This is a genomic window from Sphingomonas zeae (genome assembly GCF_014197135.1).
Lineage (GTDB): Bacteria > Pseudomonadota > Alphaproteobacteria > Sphingomonadales > Sphingomonadaceae > Sphingomonas > Sphingomonas zeae.
This window is the reverse complement of sequence record NZ_JACIFA010000013.1, coordinates 55768-68387: the sequence shown is the minus strand read 5'-3', so window position 1 is coordinate 68387 and position 12620 is coordinate 55768. Positions and strand designations below refer to the sequence as shown.

Sequence of the window (12620 nt, the reverse complement as noted above, 5' to 3'; positions counted from 1 at the left end):
GATGTCGGTCGGTATAGCAATAAACTATAAAAAAAATGATTAGCCGAAATACTCGGCGAACAGGCGGCGCAAAAAAGCCGCAATGGGAGAGGTGGGATGAAGGGGAAGACGCTTGCGCGCGTGCTCGTGCGCTCGACATCGGTATTGAGCCTGACGGCGGGATTGCTGCTCGCGTCGCAGGGCCAGGCGCAGACCGCGCCGAGCGACCCGCAACAGGGTACGCCCCAGGCTGATACCAGTAGTCAAACACCCCCGGCGGGTGAGGCAAGCCCGACCAATCCCCAGCCCGAAACCACACCCGACGACATCGTTGTCACCGGCGTTCGCGCCTCACTGGAGCGCTCGATCGCCATCAAGCGCGATTCGAACGGCGTCGTCGACGCGATCAGCGCGGAGGATATCGGCAAGTTCGCCAATACCAACCTCGCCGAGTCGCTGCAGCGCATCACCGGCGTTTCGATCGATCGGCGCAACGGCGAAGGCTCGACGGTCACGGTCCGCGGTTTCGGTGCGCAATATAACCTCGTCACGCTGAACGGCCGCCAGCTGGCGACGTCCAACATCGTCGCGGTCGGCGGCGACCAGGGCGGTGACGGCGCAGGCGGCTTCGGCCGCTCGTTCGACTTCTCGAACCTCGCCTCGGAAGGGGTGAAGACGCTGGAGGTCTACAAAACCGGGCGCGCGGCGATCCCGTCGGGCGGCATTGGCGCCACGGTCAACGTGGTCAGCCGCCGGCCGCTCGACAATTCCGATACCGGGCTGGTCGGGTCGTTGGGCGTCAAGGGCAGCTATGACAACAGCTCGGCCGACTGCATCGACTGCGGCGCACGCGTCACGCCCGAGGCGTCGGGCACCGTCAGCTGGACGGACAGCGAGAAGCGCGTCGGCGTGTCGCTGTTCGGCAGCTATCAGAAGCGCAATTTCAGCTTTGCGAGCGTCGCGCCGGACAATTGGAATATCCGCTCGCTCAACGACTTCCTGAACCCGTCCAACGGCTTCGTGAACGGTGCGACCAAGATCAACAACCGCCCGACCGGCAACCCGCTGGTGTCGGTGCCCAACGACTTCCGCTATCACTTCTCCGAGGCCAGCCGCGAGCGGATCAACGGTCAGGCGATCCTGCAATTCCGCCCGACCGACACGCTGACCTTCACCGCCGATGGCCTCTATGCCCAGCTGCGTCAGTCGGAGCGCCGGTCGAGCCAGTCCAACTGGTTCAACCGCCCGTTCAGCGAGGTGACGTTCGACGACGCGAGCAACGGCATCGCCACCACCGAGTTCCTGGCGGAGACGATCAACGGCGTGAAGGATGCGGCGTTTGAGCAGGCCTATCGCGCGCAGAAGAACAGGCTCTACGACGTCGGCGGCAACATCGAGTGGAAGCCGAGCGACCGTTTCACCCTGTCGATCGACGGTCATATCGGCGAGGCGCAGAGCCTGCCCGACAATCCCAACGGCCAGACCTCGACCACCGTCGCGATCAATGCGCCGGTCGTGACCGGCCATACGCTGCGCTGGACCGATAAAGGCTTCCCGCAGCAGACGCTGGCGATCAACGACGGCACGCAGAGCACGACCCCGACCGGACAGCCCTTCATCAAGGGCAACAATAACGGTGTGCTGGACGTCGGCGATCTGGCGAGCGCGGTGCAGCGCCAATTCGCTTCGAATCAGACACAGCGAATCCGCGAGCTGCGCGCCGATGCCGCCTGGGAATTCACCGACCAGATCCGGTTCGATGCCGGTGCCGATTATCGCACCACCACGACCCGCCAGACCCAGTTCAACACGCGTCAGGTGCTGGGCGACTGGGGCAATTCGCTGCCGCCCGACGTCGCGCGGCTGGCACCCGGGCAGGTTTTCCAGTTCTGCAACACCTGCAAGTTCGAGCATAACAACCCGAACGCCGATCCGAATACCCAGATCGCCTTCCGCACCGAGGATGCGACCAAGCTCTACAACACGCTGTTCAACTATTATTCCGGCGTGACGAACGACGGCGTCGATCATCGCAACAATATCGACGCGAACAGCGACAATTCGGTGCGCGAGAATATCTGGTCGGGCTATCTCCAGGGCAGCTGGAACGGGCAGGTGTTCGGCCGCAATGCGCAAATCGTGGCGGGCCTGCGCTACGAGAATACCAAGGTGCGCGCGGTGTCGCTGCAACCCGTGCCGCTGGCGATCGTGTGGACGGCGGACAACGACTTCGTCGTCCAGAACAGTACGGACCAGCAGGCGATTTCGGCGCGCGGTTCCTATAGCAACTGGCTGCCCGCCGTGGACGCCAAGATCGAGGTGTTGGACAATCTGTTCGCCCGCGCCTCGTACAGCAAGACGATCTCGCGCGCGCCTTACGGCAATCTGTTCGCCTCGACCGGCGTCGGCGCGCCTGGGCGGCCGACCGCGATCGGTGGCATCGCGACGGGCTCGTCCAACAATACCGGTCTGCTGCCGCTGTCGTCCGACAATATCGACCTGTCCGTCGAATGGTATCCGCGCAAGGACGTCTTCCTGTCGGCGGGCTTCTTCGACAAGCGGGTGCACAATTTCATCGGCAATACGGTCGTGAACCGCAATCTGTTCGGTCTGCGCGACGCGACGTCGGGGCAGGCGGGCACGCGGTCGGGCACGGCGCGCCAGCAGTTGGCCAACACGTTCGGGGCGGACATCACCGACGTCAACCTGTTCACCTATACCGCGCTGCTTCAGCAGAATAACGGCAATGTCGCGGCGGCGAATGCGCAGTTCGCGGCCAATTACAACACCCAGAGCCGGGCGCTGAACCAGGGCTTCGTCGACTCGATCCTCAGCCAGGTCGACATCAGCCCGAATGCCAGCGATCCGCTGTTCAACTTTGCGGTGAACACGCCGATCAACAACCGCGACGCGCATATCTATGGCGTCGAGCTGGCGGGCCAGTATTTCCTGGGCGAGACAGGCTTCGGCGTCGCAGCCAGCTATACGCTCGTTCGCGGCAATATCGGCATCGACATCGCCGCCGACCCCAGCGTGAACACCTTCGCGCTGGTCGGCCTGTCGGACACCGCCAATGCCACGCTGATCTACGACAAGAACGGCATTTCGATGCGCCTGTCCTATAACTGGCGCGACAAGTTCCTGAGCGACATCAACCGTGGCGGCGATCGCAATCCGGTCTTCACCGCGCCCTATGGCCAGCTCGACCTGTCGATGAGCTTCGACCTGACGCCGCGCTTCGCGCTCGGCTTCGAGGCGATCAACCTGACCGAGGAGGGTGTCCAGACCTATGGTCGCGACCGCATGAACACCTGGTATCTGGCCGAAGGTTCCGCCCGCTATCTGGTCGGCGCGCGGTATCGCTTCTGATCTCGCAAAACTCGGAAGGCCGCTGTCTCCTCCGCGGTCTTCCGGGTACATGGGGCGATCATGGCTGCACCTGTCCTGCTCAACAATATCGACCATCGCGACCTTCGGGTCGCGATCGGTCACAATGCGCGCTTCGGCGATGCGATCAACCAGACCCGCGTATTCCCTGCTGAGTTCGAGGAGCTTCAACGCGAATACGCCATTCTGCTGCGGCGGGACGAGGGCGGGGCGCTCTATGCGACCATCCTTCTGGGTCTCGACGCGGACGAAAACCTGTTCCTGACGGGCGATCGATGGGAGGCGCGCTACATCCCGGCGACCCGTGCGCGCGGGCCGTTTTCGATCGGTCACGACCCTATGGGCGAGCCCATGGTCTTCATCGACCCCGAGCATCCGCGACTGACCGCCGACGGCTTTCCCGTCTTTCGCGAGCATGGCGGCAACGCGCCGCTGCTCGACCATGTCTCGGCCATGCTGCAACGCATTTATGAGGGCGTGCAGACCGAGCAGGCCATGTACGAGGCCTGGGCCGCGCTCGACCTGCTGACGCCCGCCGTCCTGCAACTCGATCTGGACGAGGGGCGGCGGTACAATGTGCCGGATTGCCTGACGATCGACACCGCGCGGCTGGCGGGACTGGAGGCCGGGGCCTTGGGCGATCTCCATGCGCGCGACTATCTGCGCCCCGCGTTCTGGATCGCGTCCTCGCTGGGCAATCTCCGCCATCTGATCGACCGCAAGCTAAGCCGGGACCCGCATGGCTGACCGCCTGCCCGCCGCGCGTCATGCCTGCGAACTGACGAAAACGGGGGCGCCCGACCTGGCTTCGCTCGTCGAGCGCAACGAGCCGGTCATCCTGCGGGGCTATGCCGCGCATTGGCCGCTGGTCCGTGCAGGGCAGGTTTCCGCCCGCGCGGCTGCCGACTATCTGCTGCGCTTCGATCGTGGACGACCGGTGACCGGCTATGTGGGCGACGCGGCGATACGCGGACGTTTTCACTATGACGAGACGGTCACGGGGCTGAATTTCCAGACGCAGACCCTGCCCCTGCGCGCGTTCATGGCGCGGCTGCTGGACGACGCCCACGGGCCGGGGGATGCGCCTGCGCTCTATATGGGATCGACCGATCTCGACGCCTATCTGCCGGGTTTTCGCCGCGAGAATGACCTGGTTCCGTCTGACGGGCTGTTCGACCGTCATCCGCCGCTGGCCAGTATCTGGATCGGCAACCGGACCACCGCGTCGGCGCATTATGACATGGCGAACAATGCGGCGATCTGCGCCGTCGGTCGGCGCCGCTTCACCCTGTTTCCCCCGGATCAGATCGGCAATCTCTATCCCGGTCCGCTTGCCCCGACGCCGGGCGGACAGGTGGTCAGCATGGTCGACTTCGCCCGGCCCGATCTCGATCGCTATCCCCGTTTTGCCGATGCCATGGCCCAGGCCTTGGTGGCCGAACTCGAACCCGGCGACCTGTTGGTCTATCCGGCGCTGTGGTGGCACCATGTCGAGGCGCTGGAGGTGTTCAACATCCTCGTCAATTATTGGTGGAACGCGGCGCCGGACTATCTCGACACGCCGATGGATAGTGTGATGCATGCGATGCTGTCGCTGCGCGACCGACCGGCGGCGGAGAAGCACGCCTGGCGGGCGGTCTTCGACCATTATATCTTCGGTGACGGCGAAGCGGTCGTCGCCCATCTGCCGCCTGCATCGCGCGGCCCGCTCTCCCCGCTCGACGAGGCGATGGCGCGGCGGCTTCGCGCCTATCTTCTGCAAAGGCTGAACCGATGAGCGATCCCTATCCGCCAACCCGCGTCGTCATCGCCGGGGGCGGGACCGCAGGGTGGCTCGCGGCAACGGCGCTGGTGCGGCAGCTGGGGCCGCTGGTCGATGTCACGCTGATCGAATCCGACGAGATCGGCACGGTCGGCGTCGGGGAGTCCACCATCCCGACCGCGCGCAGCTTCCATGCCTTTCTCGGCATCGACGAGGCCGCGTTCATGAGGGCGACCCAGGCGACCTTCAAGCTGGGCATCGCGTTCGAGAATTGGGGAGCGGATGGGGCACGCTATTTCCACCCGTTCGGAACGGTCGGGCGGTCGGTGGCGATCGCCGATTTCCAGCATTTCTGGCTGGAGGCCAGGCGTCACGGGTTCGGCGGTGCGTATACCGACCATTCGCTGGAGACGCGAGCGGCCGAGGCGAACCGGTTCGGGCGGGACGAGGCCGGCACACTGGCCTATGCCTATCATCTCGATGCCACCGCCTATGCCCGCTTCCTGCGCGGTATCGCGGAACCGGCCGGAGTGCGCCGGATCGAGGGGCGCATCACCAAGATCGAGCGCCACGGTGAGGGCGGCGACATCGCGGCGTTGCATCTGGCATCGGGCAGCCGGATCGAGGGGGATCTGTTCCTCGACTGCACCGGCTTTCGCGCATTGCTGATCGAGGGCGCGCTGGAGACAGGCTTCGAGGATTGGAGCGAATGGCTGGCCTGCGACCGCGCGCTGGCGGTCCAGACCGAAGCCGTCTCGTCTCCGGTTCCCTATACCCGCGCCATCGCGCACCGGGCGGGCTGGCGCTGGCGCATTCCGCTTCAGACGCGGGTGGGCAACGGGCTGGTCTATTCCTCGACCGACATGAGCGAGGACGAGGCGACCGCGACGTTGCTTGGCGGAATCGAGGGGACACCGCTGTTCGAGCCGCGCGCCCTGCAATTCCGCGCGGGGATGCGTCGGCGGGCCTGGAGTTCCAATTGCGTGGCGCTGGGACTGGCGGCCGGGTTCATCGAGCCGCTGGAGTCGACCAGTATCCATCTGGTCATGATCGCGGTGATGCGCCTGATCCAGGGGTTCCCCTTTCAAGGCCAGGATTGCGCAGCCCTGCGGGCACGGTTCAACGTCCAGTCGCGTCACGAATGGGAGCATATCCGCGACTTCATCATCCTGCATTACGCGCAGACCGGGCGGACAGACTCGGCATTCTGGCAACGTCGATCTACCATGTCCGTGCCCGAGACGCTGGCTGAACGCATGGCACTGTTCATCGAAAGCGCCGGGGCCTGGCAGGGACAGGACGATCTGTTCAAGATCGATTCCTGGGTTTCGGTCATGCTGGGGCAGGGACTTGTCCCGAAAGCCCATCATCGCATTCCAGGATTGCTCAGTCCGCAAGCCCTGCGCGATTCCTTCGACGGCCTGAATCAACAGCTTTCACAGCAGTTGCAGCTGATCCCGGACCATCTCTCCTTCATCAAGGGGTATTGCGCGGCGAAGGCTGGGCCGGACGTCAGGATTGATCCGGGTGACGCAGCCCTCTGACCTGACTTTGCCGGAGGGTTACACGCCCGGACAGCTGGCCGAAATCGATATGGCACGCATCGCCGCCCATGATCACCATGGCCAACTTGCCGCTCCATACCGACGTTGGGCGTTTTTCTTGAGCCTTCACTCGGCCGGGAAAAGCGGGGCTGGGATGAACCTCTGTGACAAAGGTGGAGGGACGGGCGCACGTCCGCTTCAAAAGGCCCGCCATTTTTCGCCGTCAGCCGCTTTGCGTCGGATACCTCCAAGCCGCCGAACTTCGCCTTCCCCGCGTAGTAGGTCGCGCTCGACATCCCATGCGGCTGGCACTGCGATAGAGGTTCTAAACGCGATCTTTCTGACCCTGAACGAATTGTCTGCAAAGAGGTGGTGTCGGACGATGATCTGCCGCCCCGTCCGTAGAAAAACTGGTTCGAGCCAGCTTTGCGCCAATCACCGCACGGGTTCGGGTGAGGAGGAGGTGGCGACACGCGCCCTCAAGGTGCTGCCCGCCTTGGGCGAACGCCGCCCTCGCCAAGGCGTTGGCGACTTGGGTGACTTGCGAATGGAGAGAGCATTTCTGCTCAGGGGATCAGCAAATGCCAACATGGAACCGGCGGCCGAAACCGGGGAAGCGAGCGCGCCTGCAGAATGGCGGCTTCGCGCTGTGGGCCTTTCAGCCGCAGGCGCTAGTTCGCTTCCGATCCGGTGCTAGCCGTTAGGCAGATGGACTCGACACATCGGACCGTCTTTTTCGGGATGCCGCAACAGCCCCCTTACTCCATGTTCAACACATGGTTTCGGGAAATCGCAATCGGGAACGGATTTGGGGAAAGCGGCCTCGTCTGACGCCTCAGGACGACGGAGGTTGACCGGACTTTCCCGTTCAACCTTCCCAATCGGGACGGATACGGGACGCCTGTCACGGGCCTGGCGGGACAAGCGTCCTGAACATCTCGGCCACGCTGTGGGGGGTGCCATCACCGAAGAACAGCGACAGGTTGTCGTCTGACAGTCGCGCGATATCCCTGCTGCGTGGGAACAGCGCCGCCTCGTAGGCAGAAAGGGCGGCTTCATGATCATTGCCATGATTTATGATCGCTTGAGCTAACTCGGCGCCATCGAACATCGCGAGGTTGGCACCCTCCCCCGCGAAAGGCGACATGAGGTGCGCCGCATCGCCAATCAGCGTCACGCCAGTTATCCTCGACCACTTCACCCCGGGTGTGAGCGCATAGATGGGGCGGATCGTCGGCGCGGCGATGCTGTTAGTGATGAGATGGGTGAGGTGAGGCGTCCAGCCCACGAACTGTTGCGCGAGGAAGGACAGACCCGCCGGCACGTTATCGAAATCCACCGAACGGACCCATGCCTCCGGCTTGTTGAGCGCGACATAACCCGTCACGCTGCCGTCTGCATGGCGGTGCGCGATGATACCCTTGCCCGGTGCTAGCGCCATCATCGTGCCGTTACCTATCGCTACGATACTGGCCGCGTCGGCCGGATCCCTCCCGGTCAATGCGATCTCGATGAAGCAGGTGCCGGAGTAGATCGGCCTCGCTTCAGAGACGAGCGGCCGAACCTTGGACCAGGCACCGTCCGCGCCGACCAGCATATCGACCGTTTCGGAGGTGCCATCGGCAAAGGCGATGCGATGGCGACCGTTTCCGAGCGGAAAGAACGACACGGCCTTGTGGCTCCAGCGAATGGCCTGGGCGGGAAGCGAGCCCATCAGCAACGTGCGCAGCTCGCCGCGCTCGACCTCCGGGCGCGTGGACGCTGCGCTTCCCGGTGCGTCGAACAGGATGAAGCCATTGCTGTCCACCACGCGCTTGGCATCTTCGCCAAGACGGACAAGCTTCAAAAAGGCATCGTACAGACCTGCTGCCTCCAGCGCTGGCTGGCCGCTGTTCTTATGCATGTCGAGCAGACCGCCCTGCCATCGGGCAGTCGCCGAAGGTTCGCCCTCGTAGATGGTCGTCCCAATTCCGTGACGATGGAGGACACTGGCGAGCGTCAGGCCGCCCAGTCCCGCACCGATGATGCCGATCGTCTTCTGCATATGCGCGCTCCCCTTCCGTTGCGACATCTCACGATGCCGGCGGACGTTCTCGGATTACGCTGGCCCGCTGCGCGAAGCGCGGCGGACGTGTCTGCGGCCTCTGGAAGCGTGAACCTCCGCAAGCGCCGTTTTTCGCGACCTAATGCTGATAGAAAGGCGCATAGCACCCCGCAAGCAGAACTATGCTTGCTTCTCCGTTGGTGCGAGCAACGGGCTTGGGGACGTCTTCCGCATTCCCGAGCAACGATCCTCGATCGGGAGAGTGAGCGCCAGCGGGACAATGGCGGTAGAAGGTCGAGAGCCCAAGCTGTGGTAGTTTGGCGATCTTGGCAGGCTTGTCCCCGGCTGCGAGCAGCTTAAGGTCACGGCTCGTGGATCACAACCACAAGATGACGGCGGCGGCGAGCGTCACGGCTGAGAAGAAAACGGCCGGCAGCGATTGTAGCGGTCGCGATGCGGCGCCAATAATTGAGACGGCCGAAGATGATCTCGACACGGCCGCGACTGTTGTTCCTTCCGTTGTCCGCGTAAACACGTCCGCTCGTCCGCGGCTTTGCTTGTCACCATCGTCATCGGCTTGATGAGGCGCTGCATCGTCTAGCTCGGATGACAAGTCTGGCTTTAAGCGTGTGGTACCGCGTGAGCTTCGCCTGCTCACGGGCACGAACATTCAAGTCCCGGCGTCGCTTCCGGGGCTTTGGGCGCGTCTCGCCGGATGACGGCGCGATCAGCCCGCTTGTGCCGCGCGGGCGCGCTTTTTGGCCTGGGCGTGCAGCTTGCGCGCTTCCATGACCAGCTTCACGCCATCGGGTCCCCACATCATCCGCATGAAGTAGCGTTCGATCGGCCCCTGCTGGACCGCCCAGATCATCGGCAGCAGCAGCCACCGGGCGAGCAGGATGGCCCGTTCCTTGGCCGGCGAAATCCCCGCATTGCGCCGCGTCCGGCCCGAAACAGCCGCCAGCGCGGGCAATTTGAGTAGCTTGTTCTGGAAGAAGAGCTGCACCTTCACCCGGAACTGAGACGGATCGTAGTTCTGAAGGACCGAATCGTGCCAGAGCTTGAGGAAATCCTGGCCCGTTTCAGGGATGATCGTCAGCGTCTTGGTACCCCCGAACAGATCGGCGTCGCGGGCGTAGAGAGCCTCCAACTCCGCCATCGATCCGGGCAGGTCGCGCTCCTCATGCGGGAACAGCCGGCAGTAGTTCTTGACTAGACGGATATAGTCGTCACGCACCTGATCGGGCAGGCGGCGGGGCAGGCCGAACCCACGAAAGGCGAGCCGTTCATAGGCCCACAACATGGTGTGCATTTCGGTAAGCGCGGCCCACATCGAATCGCGCGGCGAATTGGCCTCATAGCCTCCGAGCTCGGGCGCGCCGATGTCAATAATGTCGCCCTTCACTTTCTCGTGAATGCGGATGAGATGCCCGGCGACGCGGTTCGCCGTATCGGTGTCGCCCAACCACATCGGCGCATGAATGCCCGAATTACGCTGTCCCCGCTCGAAGGCGTCGAACATCGTCAGCTTGCCGAGCCGCGCCTTCTTCGAGATCGGGTCGTGATCGCGCACGCCGGCGAAGACAGGCTTGTAGGTCAGTTGCAGGATGAATTGCGTAGCGGACTGGAAGACGATGGTCGCCGGATGCAGCAACACTTCCCACGCGATCGATCCGGGGCCGAATACCCCGTCGTCGACGCCGGGAGCGGACCCGGCCAACCTCGGCTCGCCATGGCGACGCCATCGCGCCGCCGGACCCAAAAGCTTTTCGCGGCTGACGCCGTTGCTGCTGGTGCGGAGATCAGTCTGCGCTTGCGCTGTCATGGGAGGATCCTCTCTTATTCCCGCGCGGGAATATTTGCCTTATGGGGCGTCGTGTCAAGCGAGCATCGCGGCGGGTGACAATGTCGTCTGGCAGATCTGGGCTTGGCTTTGGTCGGCGGGTGAGACAGGAGGCGGCGACCATTCATGACAGGCGATGCACATCCATGACGACGCGCCACAATGCCCGCGCACGCGGCCAACGGGCGGGCCTCGACCTCGATCAGATCGTCCGCGCCGCGCAGGCGCTCGACAGCGAGACGCTGACGATGCAGCGCCTTGCCGCCGCGCTGAACGTCGATCGGAAAGCGCTGAACTATTACGTGAAGGACCGGCAAGCGCTGCTCACCATTCTCGCGCACAAGGCGTTCGCGGATCAATTCTCGCCGGACGCGGTCCGCGCGGCCGAGGATTGGCGCGCGGCGTCACGCATCTATGCCAGGCGCTTCGTCGAGAGCGCGCTGTCGCTGGGTACCTTGTCGGAGCATCTGTGGTTCGAGGAACCATTGACGACATGGTCGCTCGAGGCGTCCGAAAGCCTGTTCGCGCGCTTCTTCGAGGCAGGGTTCGCCGACGAAGCCGCGGTCCGGCTGGTTACGATGCTGTCGACGCTATGTCTGGGGCACGCGCGCGACGTCATGCAGGCGGAAGGCGCAGACGAACGCCCGCGCCCGCGGGCGTTGCGCGAGGCGCTGGAGCGATTGGATGCCAGCAAGTTCGCCAATCTGGTGCGCATCCTGAACCATGGGTACGACACCTATGGCGACGAACAGATCGCGTTCAGCATCGACGTCTTCATAACGGGCGCGCAGGCGGTGCTGGACGCACGCCCGGCCTGACGCGGCGGGGTACCGTGGCCAAGCACCGCGCCGCGTGACCGATCATGCCGCCGTGGCGGGCGCCACGAGTTCCACCACGAGCGCGATGCCCTGGCCACCACCGATGCACATGGTGATGAGCGCGTAGCGGCCGCCGGTCCGCTGTAGCTCGTAAATGGCCTTGACGGTCAGGATCGCCCCGGTCGCGCCGATCGGATGGCCCAGACTGATGCCCGAGCCATTGGGGTTGGTACGGGCGGGATCAAAGCCGAGTGCGGTCGCCACTGCGCACGCCTGCGCCGCGAACGCCTCGTTGGATTCGATGACGTCGATCTGGTCGAGCGATAGGCCCGCCTTCGCCAGCGCCGCGGGAACGGCATGAACCGGACCGATGCCCATGATGGCCGGGTCGACACCGGCAAAGCCCCAGCCGACAATGCGCGCGAGCGGCGTCAGACCCCAGTCGGCGACCGCCGCGGCAGACGCCAGGACGAGTGCGGCGGCGGCATCGTTGATACCGCTGGCATTGCCCGCGGTGACGGTGCCGTCCTTCTTGAACACCGTCTTCAGCCCGGCAAGATCGGTAGGCGTAGTGTTGCCGCGGACGTGCTCGTCACGATCGAAGGTGCGCGTCCCGCCCTTCTCGCGCACCTCGATGGGGACGATCTGGCTGTCGAAACGGCCTTCCTGCTGCGCCTGTGCGGCGCGGCGGTGGCTTTCGACCGCCAGCGCGTCCTGCGCCGCGCGATCGACACCGAAGCGGGTCGCGACATTCTCGGCGGTGACGCCCATGTGGATGTCTTCGAACGGATCGCTCAGCACCTCGACCATCGCGTCGATCATCGTGGCCGGCCCCATCTTCTGTCCCCAGCGCAGCGCGGGGACGACATGCGGCGCGCGGCTCATCACTTCCGCGCCTCCGGCGACCGCCAGATCGGCATCGCCGAGCGCGATCATCTGCGCGGCAGAGATGATCGCCTGCAGCCCCGATCCGCACAGCCGGTTGAGCGTCAGCGCGGGGGCCGCGACCGGGATACCGGCGCGCACCGCCGCGATCCGCGCGACATAGGCATCCTTGGGCACGGTAGGGATGACGTTGCCGATCACGACATGATCGACGTCCGCGCTGTCAATGCCGGCACGCCGCACCGCCTCGGCGATGACGAGCGCGCCGAGATCGGCGGGTGAAAAGTCCTTCAGGCTTCCGCCGAAGTCGCCGATCGCGGTGCGTACGCCGGATAGGATGTAGATGGGTTCCATGTCG

General features: G+C 64.4%; 8 protein-coding genes. 5 read left to right on the top strand and 3 right to left on the bottom strand.

The window, feature by feature from the left end:
- The first annotated feature begins 96 nt into the window (after positions 1–96).
- The 4 genes from GGR45_RS16090 to GGR45_RS16075 are packed head-to-tail and all read left to right on the top strand — an operon-like array spanning position 97 to position 6672.
- Positions 97–3348 carry a TonB-dependent receptor gene (locus GGR45_RS16090; protein WP_175310595.1) on the top strand — a complete coding sequence of 1084 codons (3252 nt, stop codon included), beginning with the start codon at positions 97–99 and terminating at the stop codon, positions 3346–3348.
- A gap of 60 nt (positions 3349–3408) precedes the next feature.
- The gene (locus GGR45_RS16085; protein ID WP_175310596.1) at positions 3409–4113 is read left to right on the top strand and encodes a SapC family protein; all 705 of its coding nucleotides are present in this window, start codon (positions 3409–3411) and stop codon (positions 4111–4113) included.
- Positions 4106–5143, top strand: coding sequence for a cupin-like domain-containing protein (locus GGR45_RS16080; protein ID WP_175310597.1), 1038 nt, complete (start codon positions 4106–4108; stop codon positions 5141–5143). The genes GGR45_RS16085 and GGR45_RS16080 overlap by 8 nt, the downstream gene beginning before the upstream one ends.
- Positions 5140–6672 (top strand): tryptophan halogenase family protein, encoded by a 1533-nt coding sequence (locus GGR45_RS16075; protein ID WP_175310598.1) that lies wholly within the window; start codon positions 5140–5142, stop codon positions 6670–6672. Before GGR45_RS16080 ends, GGR45_RS16075 begins: the two co-directional genes overlap by 4 nt.
- A 904-nt stretch (positions 6673–7576) precedes the next feature.
- Here GGR45_RS16075 and GGR45_RS16070 read toward each other — a convergent pair.
- Together GGR45_RS16070 and GGR45_RS16065 are read right to left on the bottom strand one after the other, a co-directional pair.
- Complete coding sequence (locus tag GGR45_RS16070; protein WP_175310599.1) at positions 7577–8716, bottom strand: FAD-dependent oxidoreductase; 1140 nt, start codon at positions 8714–8716, stop codon at positions 7577–7579.
- Positions 8717–9443: 727 nt separating this feature from the next.
- Positions 9444–10541 carry an oxygenase MpaB family protein gene (locus tag GGR45_RS16065; protein ID WP_175310600.1) on the bottom strand — a complete coding sequence of 366 codons (1098 nt, stop codon included), beginning with the start codon at positions 10539–10541 and terminating at the stop codon, positions 9444–9446.
- 164 nt (positions 10542–10705) lie between these two features.
- Here GGR45_RS16065 and GGR45_RS16060 point away from each other — a divergent pair, with 164 nt between their 5' ends.
- Positions 10706–11377, top strand: a complete 672-nt coding sequence (locus GGR45_RS16060; protein WP_217497867.1) for a TetR/AcrR family transcriptional regulator C-terminal domain-containing protein — start codon at positions 10706–10708, stop codon at positions 11375–11377.
- 42 nt (positions 11378–11419) lie between these two features.
- Here the strand turns inward: GGR45_RS16060 and bktB are convergent, their stop codons facing one another.
- Positions 11420–12616: a beta-ketothiolase BktB gene (gene bktB, locus GGR45_RS16055; protein ID WP_175310601.1), complete on the bottom strand. Its 1197-nt coding sequence runs from the start codon at positions 12614–12616 to the stop codon at positions 11420–11422.
- Positions 12617–12620: the final 4 nt, after the last annotated feature.

Bases quoted from the DNA above. Each gene is read 5' to 3' on its own strand.
- GGR45_RS16090 (WP_175310595.1), top strand. From the start codon at position 97: ATGAAGGGGAAGACGCTTGCGCGCGTGCTCGTGCGCTCGACATCGGTA.
- GGR45_RS16085 (WP_175310596.1), top strand. From the start codon at position 3,409: ATGGCTGCACCTGTCCTGCTCAACAATATCGACCATCGCGACCTTCGG.
- GGR45_RS16080 (WP_175310597.1), top strand. From the start codon at position 4,106: ATGGCTGACCGCCTGCCCGCCGCGCGTCATGCCTGCGAACTGACGAAA.
- GGR45_RS16075 (WP_175310598.1), top strand. From the start codon at position 5,140: ATGAGCGATCCCTATCCGCCAACCCGCGTCGTCATCGCCGGGGGCGGG.
- GGR45_RS16070 (WP_175310599.1), bottom strand. From the start codon at position 8,716: ATGCAGAAGACGATCGGCATCATCGGTGCGGGACTGGGCGGCCTGACG.
- GGR45_RS16065 (WP_175310600.1), bottom strand. From the start codon at position 10,541: ATGACAGCGCAAGCGCAGACTGATCTCCGCACCAGCAGCAACGGCGTC.
- GGR45_RS16060 (WP_217497867.1), top strand. From the start codon at position 10,706: ATGACGACGCGCCACAATGCCCGCGCACGCGGCCAACGGGCGGGCCTC.
- bktB (WP_175310601.1), bottom strand. From the start codon at position 12,616: ATGGAACCCATCTACATCCTATCCGGCGTACGCACCGCGATCGGCGAC.